21 protein-coding genes are annotated in these 23,359 nt (G+C 71.6%); 8 read left to right on the forward strand and 13 right to left on the reverse strand.

Translation table 11 applies throughout. From position 1 onward, the window contains the following. Nucleotides 1-59 precede the first annotated feature (59 nt). Entirely contained in the window at nt 60-1,553 is a 1,494-nt protein-coding gene (gene hflX, locus OG885_RS12935; protein WP_405730506.1) for a GTPase HflX, read from the reverse strand. A 145-nt stretch (nt 1,554-1,698) separates the two neighbouring features. Continuing rightward, nucleotides 1,699-3,168, reverse strand: a complete 1,470-nt coding sequence (locus OG885_RS12940; RefSeq protein ID WP_405730508.1) for a M1 family metallopeptidase — start codon at nt 3,166-3,168, stop codon at nt 1,699-1,701. Nucleotides 3,169-3,256: 88 nt separating this feature from the next. Between OG885_RS12940 and OG885_RS12945 the strand changes: the two genes are divergently transcribed. Further along, entirely contained in the window at nt 3,257-3,754 is a 498-nt protein-coding gene (locus tag OG885_RS12945; RefSeq protein WP_405730510.1) for a hypothetical protein, read from the forward strand. Between the two features lie 39 nt (nt 3,755-3,793). Here OG885_RS12945 and OG885_RS12950 read toward each other — a convergent pair whose 3' ends face one another. The 4 genes from OG885_RS12950 to miaA all read right to left on the reverse strand — a co-directional run bounded on the left by OG885_RS12950 (nt 3,794) and on the right by miaA (nt 8,702). Further along, on the reverse strand, nt 3,794-5,920 hold the full coding sequence (locus OG885_RS12950; RefSeq protein WP_405730512.1) for a RelA/SpoT family protein: 2,127 nt from the start codon (nt 5,918-5,920) through the stop codon (nt 3,794-3,796). Between the two features lie 288 nt (nt 5,921-6,208). Next, the gene (gene dapF / locus OG885_RS12955; RefSeq protein WP_405730514.1) at nt 6,209-7,078 is read right to left on the reverse strand and encodes a diaminopimelate epimerase; all 870 of its coding nucleotides are present in this window, start codon (nt 7,076-7,078) and stop codon (nt 6,209-6,211) included. Between the two features lie 73 nt (nt 7,079-7,151). Beyond that, nucleotides 7,152-7,655, reverse strand: a complete 504-nt coding sequence (locus OG885_RS12960; protein ID WP_399951897.1) for a hypothetical protein — start codon at nt 7,653-7,655, stop codon at nt 7,152-7,154. Between the two features lie 108 nt (nt 7,656-7,763). Continuing rightward, complete coding sequence (miaA, locus tag OG885_RS12965) at nt 7,764-8,702, reverse strand: tRNA (adenosine(37)-N6)-dimethylallyltransferase MiaA (RefSeq protein ID WP_399950220.1); 939 nt, start codon at nt 8,700-8,702, stop codon at nt 7,764-7,766. A gap of 182 nt (nt 8,703-8,884) precedes the next feature. On the opposite strand from miaA, the gene OG885_RS12970 reads away from it, so the two are divergent. Both OG885_RS12970 and OG885_RS12975 read left to right on the forward strand, forming a co-directional pair. Further along, on the forward strand, nt 8,885-9,217 hold the full coding sequence (locus tag OG885_RS12970; RefSeq protein ID WP_405730516.1) for a hypothetical protein: 333 nt from the start codon (nt 8,885-8,887) through the stop codon (nt 9,215-9,217). A gap of 25 nt (nt 9,218-9,242) precedes the next feature. Continuing rightward, complete coding sequence (locus OG885_RS12975; RefSeq protein WP_405730518.1) at nt 9,243-9,509, forward strand: antitoxin; 267 nt, start codon at nt 9,243-9,245, stop codon at nt 9,507-9,509. A 95-nt stretch (nt 9,510-9,604) separates the two neighbouring features. Here OG885_RS12975 and OG885_RS12980 read toward each other — a convergent pair whose 3' ends face one another. Both OG885_RS12980 and miaB read right to left on the reverse strand, forming a co-directional pair. Further along, nucleotides 9,605-10,318 carry a class III extradiol dioxygenase subunit B-like domain-containing protein gene (locus OG885_RS12980; RefSeq protein WP_405730520.1) on the reverse strand — a complete coding sequence of 238 codons (714 nt, stop codon included), beginning with the start codon at nt 10,316-10,318 and terminating at the stop codon, nt 9,605-9,607. A gap of 103 nt (nt 10,319-10,421) precedes the next feature. Next, nucleotides 10,422-11,948, reverse strand: coding sequence for a tRNA (N6-isopentenyl adenosine(37)-C2)-methylthiotransferase MiaB (miaB, locus tag OG885_RS12985; protein ID WP_405730522.1), 1,527 nt, complete (start codon nt 11,946-11,948; stop codon nt 10,422-10,424). Nucleotides 11,949-12,059: 111 nt separating this feature from the next. Between miaB and OG885_RS12990 the strand changes: the two genes are divergently transcribed. Continuing rightward, the gene (locus tag OG885_RS12990; protein ID WP_405730524.1) at nt 12,060-14,201 is read left to right on the forward strand and encodes a hypothetical protein; all 2,142 of its coding nucleotides are present in this window, start codon (nt 12,060-12,062) and stop codon (nt 14,199-14,201) included. A 125-nt stretch (nt 14,202-14,326) separates the two neighbouring features. After that, nucleotides 14,327-14,938: a hypothetical protein gene (locus OG885_RS12995; RefSeq protein ID WP_405730526.1), complete on the forward strand. Its 612-nt coding sequence runs from the start codon at nt 14,327-14,329 to the stop codon at nt 14,936-14,938. A 7-nt stretch (nt 14,939-14,945) separates the two neighbouring features. Here OG885_RS12995 and OG885_RS13000 read toward each other — a convergent pair whose 3' ends face one another. Together OG885_RS13000 and OG885_RS13005 are read right to left on the reverse strand one after the other, a co-directional pair. Further along, nucleotides 14,946-15,596, reverse strand: a complete 651-nt coding sequence (locus OG885_RS13000) for a response regulator (RefSeq protein WP_405730528.1) — start codon at nt 15,594-15,596, stop codon at nt 14,946-14,948. Further along, nucleotides 15,593-16,531 (reverse strand): sensor histidine kinase, encoded by a 939-nt coding sequence (locus OG885_RS13005; RefSeq protein WP_405730530.1) that lies wholly within the window; start codon nt 16,529-16,531, stop codon nt 15,593-15,595. The genes OG885_RS13000 and OG885_RS13005 overlap by 4 nt, the downstream gene beginning before the upstream one ends. A 159-nt stretch (nt 16,532-16,690) precedes the next feature. Here OG885_RS13005 and OG885_RS13010 point away from each other — a divergent pair, with 159 nt between their 5' ends. Together OG885_RS13010 and OG885_RS13015 are read left to right on the forward strand one after the other, a co-directional pair. Beyond that, nucleotides 16,691-17,176, forward strand: coding sequence for a cation:proton antiporter regulatory subunit (locus tag OG885_RS13010; protein WP_405730532.1), 486 nt, complete (start codon nt 16,691-16,693; stop codon nt 17,174-17,176). 8 nt (nt 17,177-17,184) lie between these two features. After that, nucleotides 17,185-18,390: a cation:proton antiporter gene (locus OG885_RS13015; RefSeq protein ID WP_405730534.1), complete on the forward strand. Its 1,206-nt coding sequence runs from the start codon at nt 17,185-17,187 to the stop codon at nt 18,388-18,390. Nucleotides 18,391-18,777: 387 nt separating this feature from the next. Here the strand turns inward: OG885_RS13015 and OG885_RS13020 are convergent, their stop codons facing one another. Beyond that, on the reverse strand, nt 18,778-19,209 hold the full coding sequence (locus tag OG885_RS13020; RefSeq protein WP_405730536.1) for a MazG nucleotide pyrophosphohydrolase domain-containing protein: 432 nt from the start codon (nt 19,207-19,209) through the stop codon (nt 18,778-18,780). Nucleotides 19,210-20,060: 851 nt separating this feature from the next. Here OG885_RS13020 and OG885_RS13025 point away from each other — a divergent pair. Further along, nucleotides 20,061-21,050, forward strand: a complete 990-nt coding sequence (locus OG885_RS13025) for a TAXI family TRAP transporter solute-binding subunit (RefSeq protein WP_405730538.1) — start codon at nt 20,061-20,063, stop codon at nt 21,048-21,050. A 41-nt stretch (nt 21,051-21,091) separates the two neighbouring features. On the opposite strand, the gene OG885_RS13030 is transcribed toward OG885_RS13025, so the two are convergent. Beyond that, nucleotides 21,092-22,468 (reverse strand): ATP-binding protein, encoded by a 1,377-nt coding sequence (locus OG885_RS13030; protein ID WP_405730540.1) that lies wholly within the window; start codon nt 22,466-22,468, stop codon nt 21,092-21,094. A gap of 9 nt (nt 22,469-22,477) precedes the next feature. Further along, entirely contained in the window at nt 22,478-23,164 is a 687-nt protein-coding gene (locus OG885_RS13035; protein ID WP_405730542.1) for a response regulator transcription factor, read from the reverse strand. Nucleotides 23,165-23,359: the final 195 nt, after the last annotated feature.

Genomic DNA, 23,359 nt, shown 5'->3' on the forward strand with positions numbered 1-23,359 from the left:
TACGCATAAACAAGGCCCGCCCCTCACACCGAGGGGCGGGCCTTCATGTCTACATGCTGCTACGCCACCGGCGCCGGAACGTACGGCGCGAGATCCGCCGCCAGCTCCTCGTGCACCCGCACCTTGAGCAGGGTGCCCTCCGGGGTGTGCTCCTCGGAGATCACCTCGCCCTCGGAGTGGGCACGCGCGACCAGCTTGCCGAGCGTGTACGGCACGAGCGCCTCGATCTCGACCGAGGGCCGCGGCAGCTCGTTGTCGATGAGCGCGAGCAGTTCCTGGATGCCCTGGCCGGTACGGGCCGAGACCGCGATCGAACGCTTCTCGATGCGCATCAGCCGCTGAAGCGTCAGCGGGTCCGCCGCATCGGCCTTGTTGATCACGACGATCTCGGGTACGCCGGTGGCGCCGACGTCCGTGATCACCTCGCGCACGGCGGCCAGCTGCTCCTCCGGGTTCGGATGCGAGCCGTCCACCACGTGCAGGATCAGGTCGGACTCGCCGACCTCCTCCATGGTGGAGCGGAACGCCTCGACCAGGTGGTGCGGCAGATGCCGTACGAAGCCGACGGTGTCCGCCAGCGTGTACAGGCGCCCGCTGGGCGTCTCAGCCCTGCGGACGGTCGGGTCCAGGGTCGCGAACAGGGCGTTCTCGACCAGGACACCCGCCCCGGTCAGACGGTTGAGCAGCGAGGACTTGCCGGCGTTGGTGTAGCCCGCGATGGCGACGGACGGCACCTTGTTGCGCTTGCGTTCCTGGCGCTTGATCTCGCGGCCGGTCTTCATGTCCGCGATCTCCCGGCGCATCTTCGCCATCTTCTCGCGGATGCGACGCCGGTCCGTCTCGATCTTGGTCTCACCGGGACCACGGGTGGCGAGTCCGCCGCCCTTGCCGCCGCCCATCTGACGGGACAGCGACTGACCCCAGCCTCGGAGCCTCGGCAGCATGTACTGCATCTGCGCGAGCGCGACCTGCGCCTTGCCCTCTCGGGACTTGGCGTGCTGGGCGAAGATGTCGAGGATCAGGGCCGTACGGTCGATGACCTTGACCTTGACGACGTCTTCGAGGGCGATGAGCTGGCCCGGGCTGAGCTCACCGTCACAGATGACGGTGTCGGCGCCGGACTCCACGACGATGTCGCGGAGCTCCAGGGCCTTGCCGGAACCGATGAAGGTGGCCGCGTCGGGCTTGTCGCGGCGCTGGATGACGCCGTCGAGCACCAGTGCGCCCGCGGTCTCCGCGAGGGCGGCGAGCTCCGCGAGGGAGTTGTCCGCGTCCTGCGCGGTCCCCGTGGTCCAGACGCCGACGAGTACGACCCGCTCCAGACGGAGCTGGCGGTACTCGACCTCGGTGACGTCCTCGAGCTCGGTGGAGAGGCCCGCCACGCGGCGCAGAGCCGCGCGCTCGGAGCGGTCGAACTGGTCGCCGTCCCGTTCTCCGTCGATCTCGTGGCTCCAGGCGACGTCCTCTTCCATCAGGGCATCGGCCCGAAGACCGTCGGGGTATGTGTGCGCGAAGCGCTGTGTGTCCTGGGAAGGGGATGAAGAGGAGGTCATTGGGTCCTTACGTCGTTGGGGATGCCGATTCGGCGATGGTGACTGCGTCACCGATCACAACGCACGAGTACCCCGGGAGATTCCCGTGTCCCGTGCCGCGCCGACCGGACGATGGTCGCACGGGACGAGGCGTCTCGTCATCGCCTTATTTGCCCGGTGCGACGGACTTCCACTCGGGGTGCCCCGGCATCGGCGGGGTCTTCTCGCCGTACAGCCACTCCTGGAAGAAGCCGCCGAGATCACGTCCGGACAGTTGCGAGGCCAGGCGCACGAAATCCTCCGTCGTGGCCGTGCCGTCGGCGTGTCGGCTCACCCAGACCCGTTCCAGACGCTCGAAGGTCTCGCGGCCGATCTCCTGGCGCAGGGCGTACAGGGCGAGCGCGGCGCCGTCGTAGACGTTCGGCCGGAAGATGCTGATCTTCTGGCCGGGGTCGGGGGCCTTGGGCGCGGCGGGCGGGCCGCCTGCCGCGCGCCAGCGGTCGGAGGCGCCGTACGCCGCCTTCATCCGGGCTTCCAGGGTCTTGCCGGCCTTCTCCTCGGCGTACAGGGCCTCGTACCAGGTGGCGTGCCCCTCGTTGAGCCAGAGGTCGGACCACGCGGCCGGGGCGACGCTGTCGCCGAACCACTGGTGGGCCAGCTCATGCACCATGATCGACTCGACGTACCACTTGGGGTACGCGGGCTCGGTGAAGAGCTCTCTCTCGAAGAGAGAGAGTGTCTGCGTCTCGAGTTCGAAGCCGGTGTCGGCGTCGGCCATGAGCAGGCCGTACGTCTCGAAGGGGAAGCGGCCGACCTTGCTCTCCATCCAGGCGATCTGGTCCGGGGTCTTCTCCAGCCACGGTTCGAGCGCCTCGCGGTGCTTGGTGGGCACGACGTCACGGAGCGGAAGTCCGTGCGGGCCCGTGCGGTGCAGCACCGTGGAGCGGCCGATGGACACCTGGGCGAGTTCGGTGGCCATGGGGTGCTGGGTGCGGTACGTCCAGGTGGTCGCCCCGGCGGCCCGGTCCACGCCGGTCGGCAGGCCGCCCGCGACGGCGGTGTAGCCGTCGGGCGCGGTGATCCGGATGGTGAACATCGCCTTGTCGGAGGGGTGGTCGTTGCAGGGGAAGACCAGGTGGGCGGCGTCGGCCTGGTTGGCCATGGCGAGCCCGTCCGTGGTCCGCACCCAGCCGCCGTCGCGGTCGTCGGACGACACGGGGTCGCTGGTGTGCTTCACGGTGATCCGCATCCAGCTGCCGCGGGGCAGCTCGTCCTCGGGCGTGACCACCAGGTCCTCGTCGGCGCCGGCGAACGCGGCGGGCTTCCCGTCGACCTCCACCGACTCGACCTCGCCGTGCGCGAAGTCGAGGTTGATGCGGTCGAGAGAGGTGGTCGTCCAGGCGTCGATGGTCGTGACGGCCTGGAGCGGCTCACTGTTGGAGCCGGGATAGGTGAAGGAGAGGTCGTACGACGCCACGTCGTATCCGGGGTTGCCGAGGTGCGGGAAGAGGCGGTCGCCGACCCCCAGCGGGGCGGCGGGGGCGCTCGCGGCGACGAGGCAGACGGAGACGGCGGAGGCGAGCAGTGCGGCCGCCTTCAGCCGACGGGGCTTCCTGGCGTGGGGGGAGAGCAGCATGCACCACGGCTACCAGCGCGCGCGTGCCGTGCGGCGACGACTCGCACCCGGCCCACCCGAACGAGTAACGACCTGGTTGGATGCGGACGTGGACGCGCATGCGGAGTCGGGGCTGGAGAAGGGCGTCTGGAGCGACGCGGACTTCGAGCGGATGGGGTGGCACGACGTCACGATCCACGGGCTCTTCGTGCAGCGAACGGACGCGGTGCTGCCCCGCCTGCTGTTCGACCTGGACTATGTCGTCCGCTGGGTCCACCCCACCCCGCCGGAGACGCACTTCAGCTTCTGGGTGGCTCCCGCGACGCTCGTCTTCGAAGACGTCTGGGACCTCGAAGGGAATCTCGACTTCTCGGGCCTGTTCCTGGACCTGGAGATCGACGCGTTGCACCGGCTGTCGCCGAAGGACGACAGGCCCGCGTGGAGTGAGGTGCCGCTCTGGCACATCGAGGGCCACGCGTTCGACCTCAGGTTCCGTGCCGACGGCTTCCGCCAGTTCATCCGGCAGCCGCCTCGGCATGCGCGCCGCCTGGTCCTGGGGCACGCCGAGCGCGGTGGCGCCTCCTTCGCGGAGACGGCCTTCATGTGACCTAGCAAGCTACCGGGCCCGCCCGGCACATTCGGGGCCTCAGGCGTTCGTCGTCTGCGCCCGGCCCACGTCGTACACCCCGGGAACATTGCGCATGGCCCGCATGAGCGCGGGCAGCAGGGCCGCGTCCGGCAGCTCGACCGTGTAGCTGTGGCGGACCCGCTGCTGGCTGGGCGGCTCGACGGTCGCCGAGACGATCTCGGCGCCTTCGAGGGCCATGGCCTCGGTGAGGTCGGCGAGCAGATGAGGGCGGCCGAACGATTCAGCGAACAGCGTGACCCGGCACCCGGCGGTCTCGCCCCAGCGCACGCCGACCTCCGTGCGCCCCGCCTGCGTCATGCGCGCCACCGCCGCACACTCGACCCGGTGCACGGTGACCACTCCCCCGCGTACCGCGAAGCCGGTGATGTCGTCGGGCGGTACGGGCGTGCAGCAGCCGGCCAGCCGGGCGGTCGCGCCCGGCTGGTCGACCAGGACCTCGGCGCCACCGGGGCGCAGGGCCGGACCGTCGGCGAAGGTGGCCTCGGCGGCCGCGCGCGGCGTGACCTCGCGCTCCGCGGTCTCGTCGGCCTCCAGCGGTTCCTCGTGCGAGGGATGTGTCGCGATCCACCGCTGGATGGCGATCCGCGCGGCGGGTGTGTGCGCGTGCTCCAGCCACTCCCTGGAGGGCTCGGAGGCCGGGTCCTGCCCCATGAGGAGCTGGACGGTGTCGCCGTCCCGCAGAACGGTGCTCAGGGTCGCCAGCCGGCCGTTGACGCGGGCGCCGATGCACGCGTGCGCGTCCTCGCCGTACTGCGCGTACGCGGCGTCCACACAGGTCGCGCCGTCGGGCAGGCCCAGGGTGCCGCCGTCGGGGCGGAAGACGGTGATCTCGCGGTCCTGGGCGAGGTCCTCGCGCAGGACCGACCAGAACGTGTCGGGGTCGGGCGCGGCCTCCTGCCAGTCGAGGAGCCGGGAGAGCCAGCCGGGCCGGGTCGGGTCCTCGCGCTCGCCGTCGACGGGCTCCGCCGAAGGAGGGGCGTAGGGATTGCCGAGCGCGATGACGCCGGCCTCGGCGACCTTGTGCATCTGGTGGGTGCGGATGAGGACTTCGGCGACCTGGCCGTCGGGGCGGGCGACGGCGGTGTGCAGCGACTGGTACAGGTTGAACTTCGGTACGGCGATGAAGTCCTTGAACTCCGAGACGACGGGCGTCAGACAGGTGTGGAGCTCGCCGAGCACGCCGTAACAGTCCGCGTCCTCGTTCACGAGCACCAACAGCCGACCGAAGTCCGCGCCGCGCAACTGGCCGCGTTTGCGGGCCACTCGGTGCACGGAGACGAAGTGCCGTGGCCGGATGACGACTTCGGCCGGGATGTCGGCGTCGCGCAGGACACCGCGCACCTCGTCGGCGATCTCGGCGAGCGGGTCGTCCGCGCGGGAGGCGTTGTCGACGATCAACTCCCGCGTGTGCTCGTACTCCTCGGGGTGCAGGATCGCGAAGACCAGGTCTTCCAGTTCGGTCTTGAGGGCCTGCACACCGAGCCGTTCGGCGAGCGGGATGAGGACGTCGCGGGTGACCTTGGCGATGCGGGCCTGCTTCTCCGGGCGCATGACGCCGAGGGTGCGCATGTTGTGCAGCCGGTCGGCGAGTTTGATCGACATCACGCGGACGTCGCTGCCGGTGGCCTTCAGCATCTTGCGGAAGGTCTCCGGCTCGGCGGCGGCGCCGTAGTCGACCTTCTCCAACTTCGTGACGCCGTCGACGATGTAGCGCACCTCGGCGCCGAACTCCTCGCCGACCTGATCGAGCGTCACATCGGTGTCCTCGACGGTGTCGTGCAGCAGCGAGGCGGTCAAGGTCGTGGTCTCGGCGCCGAGTTCGGCGAGGATCAGGGTGACCGCGAGCGGGTGCGTGATGTACGGCTCGCCGCTCTTGCGCATCTGGCCGCGGTGCGAGGACTCGGCCAGCACCCAGGCGCGGCGCAGGGGTTCGAGGTCGGCGTCGGGGTGGTGGGCGCGGTGGGCCTCCGCGACATGGCCGATGGCGTCGGGCAGCCGGTCGCGGGCAGCCGGGCCGAGCAGGGCGGCGCGGCCCAGACGGCGCAGATCGATCCGCGCCCGCCAGCGCGCCGCAGGTCCTGTTACCGGACCTGGGGTCGCGGGGTTCGTGGCCTCCGCACTCATGGGCACCTCCGGCTGCATTGACCGGCGGACGGGGTGCCCCAGGGCGGACACGGCTCGGGGGATGGCATCGGTCCCCCGTCCGGGCCGGTGCTTGATGCTACCGAGCCCATCACGCGCGGCTGACCGCCTCTCGTCGAGCGTGAAACGGATCACCCATTCGAGCGACGGTTTTCAGGTTTACGGTTTCGCGCCACCCGACCTGCGGTTCTCCGTCGTTTTGTAGCACCGGGGCCGGGTGAGGCCACGGATCCCAGCGTTCCAAGCCGTCGGAACCCGCGTTTCACTCGATCAACGCGCTGCGCTTTCCAGCCATTCCCGGTCGATCTCGCCCTCGGCGACGATCACGGCCGGGCCGGTCATCTCGATCTCTCCGTCGGGCCGCTCGGTGATCACGAGGGTGCCGCCGGGCACGTCGACGGTGTACGTCGCCGGGGTCCCGGTCACGGCCGGGTCGACGCCGTCCCGGCGGGCCGTGGCCACGGCGACCGCGCACGCGCCCGTGCCGCACGAGCGGGTCTCGCCGGAACCGCGCTCGTGCACGCGCAGGGCCACGTGTCGCGGACCGCGGTCGACGACGAACTCCACGTTGACCCCGTCCGGGTAGGCGGAGGCGGGGCTGAAGGGCGGCGCGTCGTACAGGGTGCCCGCGTGAGCGAGGTCCTCCACGAAGGCCACGGCGTGCGGGTTGCCCATGTTCACGTTCCGCGCGGGCCAGCTGCGCTCGCCGACGCTCACCTCGACGTCTCCTTCGGGGAGACGGGCCCTGCCCATGCCGACGGTGACGTCACCGTCCTTGGCGAGGTGCACGGTCTTCACGCCGCCGCGCGTGGCCACGGCCAGGTCGCCCTCGGTCACCTGTCCCGCGTGCTGGAGGTAGCGGGCGAAGACACGGACGCCGTTGCCGCACATCTCGGCGATCGAGCCGTCGCCGTTGCGGTAGTCCATGAACCACTCCGCCTCGCCCGCCATGCCCTTGGCCTCGGGGTGCGCGGCGGATCGCACGACGTGGAGCAGGCCGTCACCGCCGATGCCGGCCCGGCGGTCGCACAGCGCGGCGACGGCGGCGGGGGGCAGGTCGATGACGTTCTCGGGGTCCGGGACGATCACGAAGTCGTTCTCGGTGCCGTGACCCTTGAGGAAGGCGATCCGCGTGCTCATTCCTCGATCGTACGGGGTGGGTACGACAGCCGGTCATCGGCGGCCGTACGGCCCCTGCACGCGCGCGTGCAGGTCAGCGCAGCCGCGCCACGCGGAGCACCGCCAGCGCGACCACCGCGGCCACGAGCACGACGTACAACAGCACGACGCGCCAGTCCGCACGCCGACCGGAACCACGCTGCGGCAGCCCCGGCCAGGTGTAACCGACCCGGCGGGCGGCCATCATGCCCCAGCCCGCCGCGCACGAGCAGATCAGCAGGCCCAGCATGGCGATCACGGCCCCGCTGTCGCCGAAGTCGAAGGCGAGCGGGAAGGCGAACATCAGGGAGCCGAGCGCGGCCAGGGACACGATGGGCGCGAGCTGCCAGATACGCATCCGGCGCTGGGGACGCAGCTCGACCTCGACCTCGGGGCCGTCGGCGAACATCTCCTCGGGCTCGGGGCCGTCGGCGATCACACCGCCCTGCGTCTCGTCGGGCCCGTCGGGGCTCAGACGGTCGCCATCCTGCTCCGGTTCACCGCCGTCTGCGGTGCGGGGCTCGGTGCTTCGTGCGGTGTCGCGAGGGCCGGCCTCCATCGCCACGCGCCCTCCCAACTCGGACTCCACTTGGTCGATCGAAGCTCGATGATGGCACGGCGCCGACGGGCCGGATGACGGCCTGAGCGTCCCGATGCCAGGACGTGATCAGGCTGTAACCGGTCGTTCGACCAACGCCAGTGCGAGCTTTGGAAGTTCTGTGAGATCCGCCGCAGCCCCACTGAGCCAGTGCACCCGTGGGTCGCGCCTGAACCATGAATCCTGACGGCGCGCGAAGCGCTTGGTGGCACGTACGGTCTCGGCCCGCGCCTCCTCCTGTGTGCACTCCCCGGAGAGCGCCGCGAGCACCTGCTGGTAGCCGAGCGCACGCGACGCCGTGCGCCCCTCGCGCAGGCCCTGCGCCTCCAGGGAGGCCACCTCGTCCACCAGTCCGGCGTCCCACATCCGGTCGACGCGGCGCGCGATGCGCTCGTCGAGTTCGGGGCGCGCCACGTCGACGCCGATCTGGACGGTGTCGTAGACCGAGTCGTGGCCAGGGAGGTTGGCGGTGAAGGGCCGGCCGGTGATCTCGATGACCTCCAGGGCGCGGACGATACGGCGGCCGTTGCTGGGCAGGATCGCCTGCGCCGCCTCGGGGTCGGCGGCCGCCAGACGGGCGTGCAGCGCGCCGGAGCCGCGGAGCGTGAGCTCCTCCTCCAGACGCGCCCTGACCTCGGGGTCGGTGCCGGGGAACTCGAGGTTGTCGACGGCGCCACGGACGTAGAGGCCGGAGCCGCCGACCAGGATCGGCCAGCGTCCGTCGGCGAGCAGGGCGTCGATCCGCTCGCGGGCGAGGCGCTGGTACTCGGCGACGGACGCCGTGACGGTCACGTCCCAGATGTCGAGAAGGTGGTGCGGAACGCCGCCGCGCTCCTCGGGCGTCAGTTTGGCGGTGCCGATGTCCATCCCTCGGTAGAGCTGCATGGAGTCGGCGTTGACGACCTCGCCGCCGAGGCGCTGGGCCAGGAAGACGCCCAGATCGGACTTTCCGGCCGCGGTCGGTCCGACGACGGCGATGACTCGGGGGGCGGGGGGTGCGCTGCTCACTGCCCCAGTCTCGCAAACGTCGCGGTGTGGCCTCGAACGAGTTACGTGACGGCACGGGCCGGGGGTCGTTGCCTGTTGCGAGGTTTTCGCCGCCGGTTCGCTAAGGCGGCACCCCGGTCGACGCAAATGGGCGCACCGGGCAACGCGGGATTTCGCCCGCAAGAGTACCGTATGGAGCGTATATGGGTGTTTTCGCACGACTTCTCCGGAGGTCGAAGGCTGCGGAGGAGACGTCAACCGTCGAGGCGGCGGCCGCCACACTGACGGCCGACCCCGAGACGGAAGAGGCGGCGGATACGGCGGCGGCGAAGGAACCGACCGAGGCACAGACCGAGGCCGGGGCCGGAACCGAGGAAGCGGCCGCGTCGACGGAGACAGCGACGGCCACGGAGCCCGGCGACGCCGGTGCCACCGAGAGCGCCGAGGGTGTCGACATTCCCAAGCAGCAGTCCGCCGAGCAGCAGTCCGCGGAAGAGGCGGCCGGCAGTGAGGCCGGCGAGAGCGCCCGCACGTAACTGCCCCCGCGCGGGAAGGTGAACGATGGGTCTCCTGGACAATTTGAAGGCCAAGCTCAACCCGGCCAAGGACAAGGTCTCCGGTCTCGCACAGCAGCACGGCGACAAGATCCAGCACGGTCTCGACAAGGCCGCGAAGGTCGTCGACGAGAAGACCAAGGGCAAGTACAGCGACAAGATCCAGACGGGCACGGGCAAGGCCAAGGGCGCCATGGACCGACTCGCGCACAAGGACGACGGCGGCACGGGCGGCACCTCCACGCCCCCGTCCTCACCACCGCCGGCTTCCTGAACGGCACATCGACGGACGGCCGTGGAGCAACCGCTTCCGGCCGTCCGCCGTTTCACGAGGGCGGCGCAAGGGGCGGTCTGCGCACCGCGCGCGCGTCAGGACCAGGCCGCGACCACGTACCCCACGCCGTACGGCGCGTCCTCGTACAGCAGCTCCCCGCCGAGCCCCGCCCCTTCGGCCGCGCCCGCGAGGACCTGCCAGGGGGCCCGCCCCGACGCCTTGAGCTCGTACGCCAGGTCGGTGTCCAGCGCTTGCAGGGCCGCCACGTCCGCCGCGCCCAACGCCCGCGCGACCTCCGCGTCGAAGGGTGCCGCCCGCTCGTCCAGGTAGCCGGGTGCCTTGAGGGTGCGGCAGGCGCTGGCGTCGCCCATCACCAGCAGCGCCACGCGCTCGTCCCGCGCGGCGATGTCCCTTCCGACTTCAATACACCGCTCGGCCGCGAGTGGTTCCCCCACCCCGAGTCCCTCGATCGGGGCGTCCGACCACGCGGTCCTCGCCAGCAGCCACGCGGCCACGGCCAACGAGGTCGGCAGGGTGTGCTCGGCCGCGACACCGGTGTCCCGCCCCAGCCGCACGTCGACCTCCAAGCCGAAGCCCCGGAACGAACCCCGCGCGCCCTCCGCGTGCACGCCGCGGCCGCTCTGCTCGGCGGGCCCGATCACCACGAGCCGGTCCGGCCGGGCGGCGGCGAGCACGCCGAGCGCGTCCGTGCAGGCGGCACGCGCGGCATCCAGCTCAGGCGCGGCGCCCGCGGCGACCTCGGGCACAAGGAGGGGCGGACAGGGGCAGACAGCAGCGGCGACAAGCATGATCGGCAGCGTAACGCCGTCCGGCACCGACGCGTCACTCCACCGACGCCGTCCGGCACCGACATGTCACTCCGCCGACGCCGTCCGACGCCGAACCCCGGCCTCAGTGCGCCGCGCACCCACCCGTGGCCGCCGGCAGCGGCTCCGGTACGCCGATCTTCGGGAGGCCCAGCAGCACGCCCGCCGGCTTGGCCGCCTCGGCGGCGTTGCGCTTCTCCCAGGCGTCCCCCGCGCGCGTGCGGCGCACGTTCAGGACGTCGCCCTCGGCGAGGAGGTGGTGCGGGGCGGCGTAGGTGATCTCGACCGTCACGACGTCACCGGGGCGGACTTCCTCGTCCGGCTTGGTGAAGTGGACCAGGCGGTTGTCGGGGGCGCGGCCGGAGAGGCGGTGGGTGGTGCCGTCCTTGCGGCCCTCGCCCTCGGCGACCATCAGCTCCAGCGTGCGGCCGACCTGCTTCTTGTTCTCGTCCCAGGAGATCTCCTCCTGGAGGGCGACGAGACGCTCGTAGCGCGCCTGGACGACCTCCTTGGGGATCTGGCCCTCCATGGTCGCGGCCGGGGTTCCGGGGCGCTTGGAGTACTGGAAGGTGAAGGCGTTGGTGAAGCGCGCCTCGCGGACCGTGTGCATGGTCTGCTCGAAGTCCTCCTCGGTCTCGCCGGGGAAGCCCACGATGATGTCCGTCGAGATCGCGGCGTCCGGCATCGCGGCGCGCACCTTCTCGATGATCCCGAGGAAACGCTCCTGCCGGTACGAGCGGCGCATCGCCTTCAGGACCGTGTCCGAGCCGGACTGGAGCGGCATGTGCAGCTGCGGCATCACGTTCGGGGTTTCCGCCATCGCAGCGATCACGTCGTCCGTGAAGTCGCGCGGGTGCGGAGAGGTGAAGCGGACCCGCTCCAGGCCCTCGATCTTCCCGCAGGCCCGCAGCAGCTTGCTGAAGGCCTCGCGGTCGCCGATGTCGGAGCCGTACGCGTTGACGTTCTGGCCGAGCAGCGTGATCTCGGAGACCCCCTCGGACACCAGGGCCTCGATCTCGGCGAGGATGTCACCGGTACGGCGGTCCTTCTCCTTGCCGCGCAGCGCGGGGACGATACAGAAGGTGCAGGTGTTGTTGCAGCCGACGGAGATCGACACCCAGGCCGCGTACGCGCTCTCGCGCCGGGTCGGCAGGGTCGACGGGAACGCCTCCAGGCTCTCGGCGATCTCGACCTGCGCCTCCTCCTGCACGCGCGCGCGTTCCAGCAGGACCGGCAGCTTGCCGATGTTGTGCGTGCCGAAGACGACGTCCACCCAGGGCGCCTTCTTCACGATGGTGTCCTGGTCCTTCTGCGCCAGGCATCCACCGACCGCGATCTGCATGCCGGGCCGCGAGGTCTTCTTGGGCGCGAGGCGGCCGAGGTTGCCGTACAGCCGGTTGTCCGCGTTCTCGCGGACCGCGCAGGTGTTGAAGACCACCACGTCGGCGTCACCGTCGGAGCCCTCGGGCGCGCGCACGTACCCGGCATCCTCCAGCAGTCCGGACAATCGCTCGGAGTCGTGGACGTTCATCTGGCACCCGTAGGTACGGACTTCGTAGGTCTTGGGCACTGAGACGTCCACTGCCGGGCTCCGGTCGCTGCTGATGGTCATCCCTCAAGAGTAGGCGGTCCCGGGAACGCCTCGCGCAGCCCCGTAAGGGGCCGGGGCACGGCCGGGGTGCGGCATCCGCGGGGCGAGATCACCATGAGGGACAGGTGACCCATGGAACCCGTGACCCCGCGCAGGGTGCTGCGCGTCCTCGCCTTCGCCGCGGCCGTGCTCTGCACGCTGATCGTCGCCGTGGCGGCCACCGCGCGCGCCACGATCGTGTCGGAGGGGTTCTACCGGTCGGTGCTGGACGAGGAGTCCGCGTACGACCGGCTTTACGACCAGGTCCTGGTCGATCCGAAGGCGGCGGCCGTGGCCCGGAACCTGCTGGCCGGGCTGCCCGTGCCGGAGGCGGTGGTGACCTCCAACATCAAGCTGGTGCTGCCTCCGGAGACGGTCCGCGAGCTCACGCACGAGCAGATCGGCAACGTCGTCGGGTACCTCCGCGGCGACCGGGACCCCCTCGATCTGTCCGTCGATCTGCGCCCGGTGCTGGACAACGTCAACGACCTGGCGCAGATCTACTTCGGCGATCTCGTCGCCTCCGTGCAGAACCGGGCCGAGCCGGACTTCGACGCGTTCTCGGCGGACCTGTCGACGGCCCTGGAGGACGTCGTCGCCGGACGCGCCCCCGCCTCGCTGCCCGCCCTCCCCCTGAGCGAGGGGCAGGCCGCCAGGGCCGCCGAGCAGGTCCTCGCCGCCCTGCCCGCGGAGCGGCGCGAGGCGTTGCGGGCGGACGTCGAAGTGGCCCTGGGCGACGGGGACATCGGCACCGTGCTCGCCACGGTGGCGCCCGCGCTGGTGTCCGAGCGCACCCACGCCTCGGTCGCCCGGCTGCGGACGCTCGCCGGGGGCGAGGACTGGAACCTCGACCGGTCCCTCGACCTCACGGGCCTGCACCGGATCCATCCCTACACGGCGGTCGGGCTCGGGATCGTCGAGGCCGTCGCCGCCGCTCTGCTCGTCGCCGCCCTGGTGGTGCTGTGGCTCACCGGGTCCCCCGCGCCCGGCCGCAGACCGATGCTGCTGGGCTGGGCGCTGGCCGCCGGTGGCCTGCTCACCGCGCTGTTCGTCGTTCTCGTCCGCCTCGTCGGCGGTGACCTGCTCGTCGATCCGCCGGCGAGCTGGCCCACCGGCCTCGCCCGCCTCGTCGACGACCTCCAGGACACGGCCCTCGACGACATCACGATCACCGCCCTGGGCAGCGCCCTGATCCCGCTGGTGGCGGGGGCTCTGCTCGCCGGATTCGGGTGGGCGGTACAGGTACGGCCCCGGCTGCGGACGGCGACGGCGTACGTCCGTCCGCTGGCGACCGGCGCGAGCGCCCTCGCGCTCGCCGGTCTCGTGCTGGTGCCGCTCGCCGCACCCTCCGCGCCCCGCCGGTGCGAGGGCAGCGTGCGGTTGTGCGACCGGCCGTACGACGAGGTGGCGTTTCTGACCTCGCACAACGCCATGTCGACCACCGCCGACCGGTTCATCGGCCCGCTCCAGGACCCGCCCATCACCACACAGCTGGACGACGGCGCGCGCGGCCTCCAGATCGACACCTACCGGTGGGAGCGTCCCGACGAGATCACCGCGCGGTTGAACGATTCCGACTTCTCGGCCGAGCAGCGGGCGCTGATCGCCAACGTCGTCAACCGGGTCAACCCGCCCCGGGAGGGGCTGTGGCTGTGTCATGCCGTGTGCCGGGCCGGGGCGATCGCGCTGGTGCCGGAGCTGCGCGAGATCGGTGACTGGATGCGCGACCATCCGACCGAGGTGCTGACCCTGATCGTGCAGGACGCGATCTCGGGGGAGGAGACCGCGGAGGCGTTCGCGCGGGCCGGGCTGACCGACCTCGTCTTCACTCCGGACGAGGATCCGGCGGCGCCCTGGCCGACGCTGGGCGAGATGATCGACAGCGGCCGGCGGCTGGTCGTCTTCGCCGAGCAGGCGGACGGCCCGGCCGCGTGGTACCGCAACTTCTACCGCTACGGCATGGAGACGCCGTTCTCCTTCCAGCGCCCCGACCAGATGAGCTGTGTGCCCCATCGGGGCGGCACCGGCAAACGCCTGTTCCTGCTCAACCACTTCATCACCGCGGGCGGCGGCAGTCGGCTGGACGCGGGCGAGGTCAACGCCCGTGACTTCGTCCTCGACCGGGTCGAGAAGTGCGAGCGGGCGCGGGGCCGGCCGGTGAACTTCGTCGCCGTCGACTACACGACGATCGGCGACGCGCGCGGAGCCGTGGACGCGCTCAATGCCGACCGGTAGCGCCAGCAGACCCGTAGGGCGTTCCGACCGGTGGTGCGAGCCATTAGGGCCCGCCGAAGTGGCCGGGCCGTCGGCTCGCCCGCAGGATGGGAACGAATCGTGACAACTGCCGCCGAGAGGACCTCATGTCACATCCCACGCAACGGCGTCGGACCGCGACCGCGATCGCCGGCGTCGTCCTGGCGGCGCTGAGCGCGGCGTCGCTCGTCTCGTGCAGTTCGGACAGCGACGACGGCTCCACGTCCAGCGCCTCAGCGGCCGACACGGCGTCGTTCTCCGGGTCCGCCCCGTCCGCTCTCGCCTCCGTCAAGGAGTCCGTCAAGGCGTCGGTCTCGGCAGCCGCCTCGTCGGCCTCCGCGCGCGCCTCCGCACGGGCCTCGGCCTGGCTGGCCTCGGTGGACGCGGAGACCGAGCGCGCCAACGAGGCGGCCAAGGACGCGCTGAAGGACGTCGACGGCAAGGGCAACGCCACCGCCGACGTCTCCCTCACCGGCAAGCCCCGCTCCGAGACCGCCGGCCTGCTCGCCCTGGTCGTGAACATCACCAACAGCACGGACAAGACCGCCTCCTACGCCGTCCAGGTCGACTTCCGCGACCCCGACGGCAAGGTCGTCCAGACGCGGTACGTCGGCGCGGAGGACCTCAAGCCGGGCGGCAAGGCCCAGCCGCTCGCGATCAGCACCGCGCCGGCCGAGCCCCAGCTGACCGCGGTGGTCGCGAAGGCGCAGCGCTACTGACGGGTGCTCACGGTTCGATCAGCCCCGCGCGGATCGCGTACCGGGTCAGCTCCAGCCGGTCCCGCATGCCGAGCTTGGCCAGCAGGTTCGCGCGGTGCCGCTCGACCGTCTTCGTGCTGATGAACAGCAGCTCGCCGATCTCCTTCGAGGTGTGCCCCTCGGCGACGAGCTTGAGGATCTCCTCCTCGCGCTCGGTGACGGCCCGCGCGGGCAGCGCGTCGCCCCGGTGCAGGCGGTCCAGATACGACCGTACAAGAGCGCGTTCCGCGCCCGGGTAGACGAACGGCTCGTCGCGTACGGCGCTCCGGCAGGCCGCCACCAGGTCCCGGTCGGCGACGGACTTGAGCACATAACCGCTGGCCCCGGCCTTGAGCGCCTCGAAGAAGTACTGCTCGTTGTCGTACATGGTGAGGATCAGGATCCGCAGGTCGGGCAGTCTCCGCGACAGCTCCCGGGCCGCCTGGAGCCCGGTCATCCGGGGCATGGCGATGTCGAGGACGGCCAGATCCACCTCACGCGCGCGTGCCAGCTCGACGGCCTCGGCCCCGTCCCCGGCCTCCGCCACGACCGTCAGATCCTCCTCGCTGTCGAGGATCAGCCGTACGCCCCGTCGTACGAGGGTGTGGTCGTCGGCGAGCAGTACACGAACGGGGGTCATCGGTTCCCCCGGACGAGCAGTCGTACGTCCGTTCCCCCACCCGGCGCCGCCGTGAGACTCAGCTCCGCCCCGATGAGCAGCGCCCGCTCCCGCATCCCCCGTAGCCCGGCCCCTTCGGTGGCGTCTCCCAGCCCCCTGCCGTTGTCGCGTACGAGGAGTTCCACACCGTCCGCGAGCGGCTGGAGCCGTAGCTCGGCGCGGTCGGCGGCGGAGTGCCGGACGGTGTTGGTGAGGCCCTCCTGGGCCACCCGGTAGAGCACGAGTTCGGACTCCTCGGTCAGGGGCGGCAGTCCGCCGGGGACGTGGTGGCGCACCGTCAGGCCGTGCACGCTGAACTCTCCGGCGAGCGAGCGCAGGGCGCTGGCGAGACCGAGTTCCTCCAGTACGCCGGGGCGCAGGCGGCGGGCGATGCGGCGGATCTCGTCGAGGCCCGCGCGGGTGGCCTCCTGGGCCTGGCCGACCTCCTCGCGCAGCTCTTCGGGGGCCCGGTCGGCGACGCGTTTGAGCTGGAGAAGAACGGCGGTCAGGGTCTGGCCGACCTCGTCGTGCAGCTCGCGCGCGATGCGATGGCGTTCGCGCTCCTGCGCGGACAGGGCCCGGGCGGCTCCGGCGGCACGCTCGGCCTCCAGCCGGTCGAGCATGGTGTTGTACGTCGTGATGAGCTCGGTCGCCTCCGCGGGACCGGCGACGGTCGCACGGGCCCCGGGCCGCAGCAGGTCGGCGGCGGCCATGGCACCGCCCAGCCGCTTCAGCGGGGCGAGGCCGATACGCAGGACGAGCGCGTTGGCGGCGAGCAGCAGGGCGAGGCCGACGACCACGACGACCGCCTCGGCCGCGGTCACGGGGGTCGACACCGTGACGGGGCCCAGCAGCAGCGCGGCGGCCACGACCAGACCGGCGGCGTTGAGCGAGAAGATCCGCCAGAACAGCGACACGTTTCTGTTCCCGCCCCTCTCTCCCGATGTCCGCCATACCAGCTTCGGACTGTCTCCCCGCTCGCGTATATCCGTGACGCCACCCATGTCGCCACCGTACGGGGCGATGGCAGCATGCCAATCCGGTACACGCGATCACCGACCGTGAGGGGAAGAAACGTGTCTGCACCGCGCCTGAGGGCGACGCCGCTGCCGGGAATCGGGGTCCAGTACGACCTCGTGACCCGGGAACACCGCCATCTGTCCGTGGTGGCGCACCGCGACGGAGCCCGGACGGTGAGCGTGTACCGGGCCGATGACCCGGACTCCTGCGCCCAGTCGCTGCGGCTGACCGGCGCGGAGGCGGGTTCGCTGATCGACGCGCTCATGCCCTCCCACCACAGCGCGAGCCTGCTCTACACCACCGACCTGGGTCTGGTCGCCGAGCGCATCGAGGTCGCCGCCGCGTCGCACTGGAACGGGCGGCTGCTCGGCGAGACGCGGATGCGGACCGACACGGGCGCGTCGATCGTCGCCGTGCTGCGGCGGGCCGAGGCGATCCCGTCACCGGCGCCGGACTTCCGGCTCGCGGGCGGGGACACGGTCATCGTCGTCGGCACCCGTGAGGGTGTCGACGCGGCCGCGGCGATACTCGGGCGGGAGTGAGGGAACCGGTGCACTCCGCGGTCCTGTTGATCGAGTTCGGTTCCATCATCCTCGGCCTCGGCCTGCTAGGCCGGTTCGCCGCCCGTTTCCGCCTCTCCCCCATCCCCCTCTACCTCCTGGCCGGGCTGGCCTTCGGCGAGGGCGGGCTGCTGCCGCTCGGCGCGAGCGAGGAGTTCGTCGCGACCGGCGCCGAGATCGGCGTCATCCTGCTCCTGCTGATGCTCGGCCTGGAGTACTCGGCGGGCGACCTGGTCACGAACCTCAAGGCGCACTACCCGTCGGGGCTGGTCGACGCCGGCCTGAACGCCCTGCCGGGAGCGGCGGCCGCGCTGCTGCTGGGCTGGGGCCCGGTGGCCGCCGTGGTGCTGGCCGGCGTCACCTGGATCTCGTCGTCCGGCGTCATCGCGAAGGTCCTCGGCGACCTGGGACGCGTCGGCAATCGCGAAACCCCGGTGATCCTCAGCGTCCTGGTCCTCGAAGACCTGGCGATGGCGGTCTACCTGCCGATCGTCACCGCGCTGGTGGCGGGCGCCGGGCTGCTGGCCGGAAGTCTGACGCTGGCCATCGCGCTGGGGGCGGCGGGCCTGGTGCTGTTCGTGGCGGTCCGCTACGGCCGGCTCATCTCACGGTTCGTGTCGAGCGACGACCCCGAGAAGCTGCTCCTGGTGGTGCTGGGGCTGACGATCCTGGTGGCGGGCGTCGCCCAGCAGCTCCAGGTGTCGGCGGCCGTCGGTGCCTTCCTGGTCGGCATCGCGCTGTCCGGCGAGGTGGCCGAGGGCGCGCACACCCTGCTCAGCCCACTGCGGGACCTGTTCGCCGCGGTCTTCTTCGTCTTCTTCGGCCTGCACACGGACCCGGCGAGCATCCCCCCGGTGTTGGTGCCGGCCCTGGCGCTGGCCCTGGTCACGGCGGCGACGAAGATCGCCACCGGTTACTGGGCGGCCCGGCGGGCCGGCATCTCCGAGAAGGGTCGCTGGCGGACCGGCGGGGCACTGGTGGCCCGCGGCGAGTTCTCCATCGTCATCGCGGGCCTGGCGGTCACGGCCGGCATCGAACCGTCCCTGGGCCCGCTCGCCACGGCGTACGTCCTCATCCTGGTCGTCCTCGGCCCCCTCACCGCCCGCTACACGGAACCGCTGGCGTCACGGTGGTTCGGTCGATCCCGCCCACGCCGGGAGGAACCCGCGGTGCGGGAGCCGTCGGTAATTGATTGAGGCGGGGTGGTCGGGCGCGGTGGGCGCGGAGGGCCCGAGGCGGGCTCTGAGAACGCCGGGCGGCGCGGGGTGGGGGGCCTGTTCCGCCGAGCGGGGCAGCGTGAGCCGGATGGGTCAGCGGATACAGGCGGGCGCGCGGGCCCAACAGCGCTGCCAAGGAAGCGGCCGAGGAGTCTGGACAACTGGCCTGGGCAACCGGAGGACATGTCGGCAGAGCCAGTCGGCCCTGAGGCAGCACCAGTGGCCGGGGCAGGCACGCACTGAGCGGGATCAGCGACCCTGAGGGTCCTCCGGGAACAACCCGTTGGGCAGACCGGGACCGGCCGAGTGGACAAGCCGGGGTGTCCGTGTCGGCGAGCCTGGCCGCCGGTGGGCAGACCGGGTCGGTCAGGCCACCTCCCCCGGCACCAGGTCACCGTCCCCCTCCGGCTCCCACCCCTGCCGCCGCAGCACCCCGGACACATCCGGCGCCTCGTAATGCTCCCCCTTGAGGACCTTGCCGTCGGCCCGGCGGGCCACGCGTCCGTCGGGCCCCAGCTTCGTCATGTTGGAGCGGTGGATCTCGGCGATGACCGCGTCGAGATCGATGCCGTGCACCAGGGCGGTGCCGTACGCCACGTAGACGACGTCGGCGAGTTCGTGCGCCAGCCGGTCCAGGGGGCCCGCCACGGACACCTCCGCCACCTCAGCGGCCTCTTCGGCGAGCAGCTCACCCCGGTGGGCGGCCAGCTCCGGCGACACGGCGGTCGGCGTACTGCGGGCGTCGAGCCCCATGGCGAGGTGGAACGCACGGACGAGGTCGGCGGGCGAAGAACTCATGCGCCGACCCTAGCGGCCACCACTGACACCACCCCGCGCCCACGTTGCTCGCCTCGCACCCCGTGCCGACCTTGCTCCCGCCTCGCACCCCGTGCCCTCCCGAGGTCCCGCACCGGCGTCCGCCAACGCCACCCCACGCCTCCCGAAATCCCGCACCGCCGTCCGCCGAACACCATCCCACCGCTGCCGCTTACGGCCCCGCATGGCCTCGCTGCCGCCCCCGAAAGCCCCCACCTCGCCACCCCGGCATGGCCTCCCGAAGCCCCGCACCACCGCCCGCCGAACGTCACCCCAGCGCTGCCCCCGCATGGCCCCGCCACCACCCGCGAAAGCCCCACCCTCGCCGCCCCGGCATGGCCCCTGACTTCTATCCCTGCAAGCCCCCACCGCTGCCCCGCATGGCCCCGCCACCGCCCGCGAAAACCCCACCCTCGCCGCCCCGGCATGGCCCCTGACTTCTATCCCTGCAAGCCCCCACCGCTCCCCCCGCATAGCCCCGCCACCACCCGCGAAAACCCCACCCTCGCCGCCCCGGCATGGCCCCTGACTTCTATCCCTGCAAGCCCCCACCGCTCCCCCCGCATAGCCCCGCCACCACCCGCGAAAACCCCACCCTCGCCGCCCCGGCATGGCCCCTCACCGCGCCCCACCTCGCCGCCCCGGCACGCCCTCCACCGCCATCCCCGCAAGCCCCCGCCACTGCCCCTCGCACGCCCCCACCCCACGCCCAGAAGAGGCCCCCCACCGCCCCCTCCCAGTGACCCCCCTGTGCCGTCCCTCGCCCCCCTCCCGCCACCCCCTGTGACCCTCGCCCTGGCCAGCACCGCGTCCGGCCTGGCAGGATCGCGCGCATGTCCAGCATGTTCCCCCGCATCAGCAGGAGCCGGGCGCTTCAGGGCGCGGCCGCCGGTTTCGTCGCCTTCGGGCTGCTGCTGTGGTGGCTGCTCCCGCTGGGCGAGGAGCCTCCGGGCGGCGCCATCAGGTTCAGCACCGGCTCGCGCGGCGGGGTCTACGCGGAGTACGGCAACCAGCTCAGCGACGAGTTCGCCAAGGACATGCCCGACCTGAAGGTGGAGCTCCAGACCAGCGCCGGCTCCCAGGACAACGTCGCGCGCGTGGCGTCCGGCGAAGCCGACTTCGCCATCGCGGCGGCCGACGCGGTGGAGACGTACGCGCTCGACCACCCGTCCGAGGCGAGCCGCCTGCGCGGCGTCGCGCGTCTGTACGACGACTATGTGCAGCTGATCGTCCCGCCGGGCTCGGACATCCGGTCGGTCGCCGACCTGAAGGGCAAGCGGGTGGCCGTGGGGCTGCCCAAGTCTGGGGTACGGCTCATCGCCGACCGGGTGCTGGAGGCAGCCGGCATCGACCCGGACAAGGACATCACGGCGCTGCCGTACGGCATCAACGACGCCTCGCGGCTCGGCCGTACGTTCGACGCGTTCTTCTGGTCCGGCGGGCTGCCGACCAGCGGCCTGAAGACGCTCGCCGAGAACGAGTCCTTCAAGTTCGTGCCGATCGACAGCAGCCTGATCACCGAGCTGCACACCCAGGGCGCGGCCATGCGCTACTACCGCCCCACCAACATCCCGGAGTCGACCTACGACGTCCAGGAGGGGTACTCGGTCCCGACGATCGCGGTCTCCAACCTGCTGATCACCCGCAAGGACCTGGACCCCCGGCTCACCGAGTGGCTGACCCGTACCGTCCTGCGCAGCCGGGACAAGATCGGCGCCGAGGTGCACTCGGCCCAGCTGGTCGACCTGCGCACGGCGATCTACACGTCCCCGCTCCAGCTCCACGAGGGCGCGCGGAACTACTACCGCTCGGTCAAGCCGTAACCCGACCCGACCCGACCGGACCCGCCCGACCTGCCCGGCCCTCAGACGGCGCTGCGCGGCACCGTCACCGTCACCTTCAGGCCGTGCGGTTCATGGTGCTCGTACGAGATCGCGCCCCCGCCCGCGGCCAACAGCGCGCGGGAGATGGACAGGCCGAGGCCGGAGCCCTTGATGTTCTGATGGCGGCCGCTGCGCCAGAAACGGTCGCCGACGCGGGCGAGTTCCTCGTCCGTGAGGCCGGGGCCCAGGTCGGTGACCACCACGGTGGCCCTCCGGCCGCTGGTGGAGACCGTCACCTCGACGCACTCGTCCTCGGGCGTGAACTTCACGGCGTTGTCGATGACCGCGTCCAGCGCGCTGGACAGGGTGATCGGATCGGCCCAGGCGGTGGTCGGCGGGCAGTCGCCGACCAGTCGTACGCCCTTGGCCTCGGCGGTCGGCGCCCAGGCCGCGACCCGCTCGGCGGCCAGCGCGCCGATGTCCGTGATGCGCAGGTCCGCGTCGGTGTGCTCGGCCAGGGCCAGGTCGAGCAGGTCGTCCAAGACCTGCGCGAGGCGCTTGCCCTCCGTCTGGACCGAGGCGATCTCCTTGTTGCCCTCCGGGAGTTCGAACGCGAGCAGCTCGATGCGGAGGAGCAACGCGGCCAGCGGGTTGCGCAGTTGGTGGGAGGCGTCGGCGACGAAGGCGCGCTGCTGCTCCAGGACGTCCTCGACGTTGTCCGCCATCTCGTTGAACGAGTGGGCCAGGCGCCGGAGTTCCGGCGGCCCGCCGGCGGCGGCGACCCGGGACTTCAGGCTGCCGCTCGCGATCGCGTGCGTGGTGGCGTCCAGGACGCGTACGGGCCGCAGTACCCAGCCGGTGAGCCGCAGCGCGGCACCGACGGCCAGCAGCATCGCGGCCATCAGGCCCGCGCCGATCACCAGCCAGTTGTGCAAAATCCGCGACCGCATCTCCCCGGTCGGCGAGTCGGTCACGACGACCGCGACGACATCGCCGTCCCGGATGACCGGGGAGGCGACGACGAGCCGGGTGCGCTCCCAGGGCCACACCTGGTGCGGGTTCTGGCTGCGCCGGCTGAGCCGCGCCTCCTCGAACGCCTCGCGCACCTCGCCCGTCTCGGGGAGGAACCAGGTCGTCGGCGCGTTGGCCATGGGCACGTCGGTGCGGTAGAAGACGCCGACACGGATGTCGTAGACCTCGTAATAGCTCTCGAGTTCGCTCTCCAGCGTGTCCTGGCGTTCGTCGTCGGGCCCGGTGACGTACTGGGCGAGGGCCGCGAAGTGCGCGGTGTCGTCGATCCGGTCGACGACCACTTTCTGCTGCTGGGCCGAGGCCATGCCGATGCCGAGCGGAATGCCGAGCGCCAACAGCATGGCCGCCATCAGGACGATGAGCAGCGGGAGGAGTCGTGTGCGCACCCGGGCCCGCTACGAGGACGGGGCGACGAGTCGGTAGCCGACGCCGCGTACGGTCTCGATGAGGGCCGGCATGCGCAACTTGGCGCGCAGGGAGGCGACATGGACCTCCAGGGTGCGTCCGGTCCCCTCCCAGCTGGTGCGCCAGACCTCGCTGATGATCTGCTCCCGGCGGAAGACGACACCGGGGCGCTGGGCCAGCAGGGCGAGCAGGTCGAACTCCTTGCGGGTCAGCTGGACGACGGAACCGTCCACGCTGACCTGACGGGTCGGCAGTTCTATGTGGACCGACCCGAGGACCAGCGTGGTGTCGGCGCCGCCCGGGGTGTCCTCATGTGTGGTGCGGCGGCTGACGGCGTGGATCCGGGCCAGCAGTTCGCCGGTGTCGTACGGCTTCACCACGTAGTCGTCGGCCCCGAGGTTGAGGCCGTGGATGCGGGAGCGGACGTCGGAGCGGGCGGTGACCATGATCACCGGGGTGCTGGTGCGTTTGCGGATCTTGCCGCAGACCTCGTAACCGTCCTGGTCGGGCAGCCCCAGGTCGAGCAGGACGACGCCGAAGCCGTCGCTTTCCGGGACGAGTGCCTGGAGAGCTTCCTCCCCGCTTCGGGCGTGCGTCACGTCGAACCCGTGGCGGGCCAGGACCGCGGACAGGGCGGCGGCGACGTGATTGTCGTCCTCGACGAGGAGCAGTCTCATCCGGCCCTCCTTCGCTTCATCAGCCGTACGATCGAGATGGGTACAAAAACGCGTGCACGCGCGCGCGTGCACGTTGCAGTCACGCTGATGGAAGAGGACGGCGTCAAGTGGGTTCCGGTTGCGGGCCGCTTCCGTTACCCGGCCGATATGCGGCCTGCTGACAACTGCTACGACACGTGTCCGATTGCTATCGGA

Origin of the sequence: Streptomyces sp. NBC_00028 (assembly GCF_045041065.1) — a bacterium.
Lineage (GTDB): Bacteria > Actinomycetota > Actinomycetes > Streptomycetales > Streptomycetaceae > Streptomyces.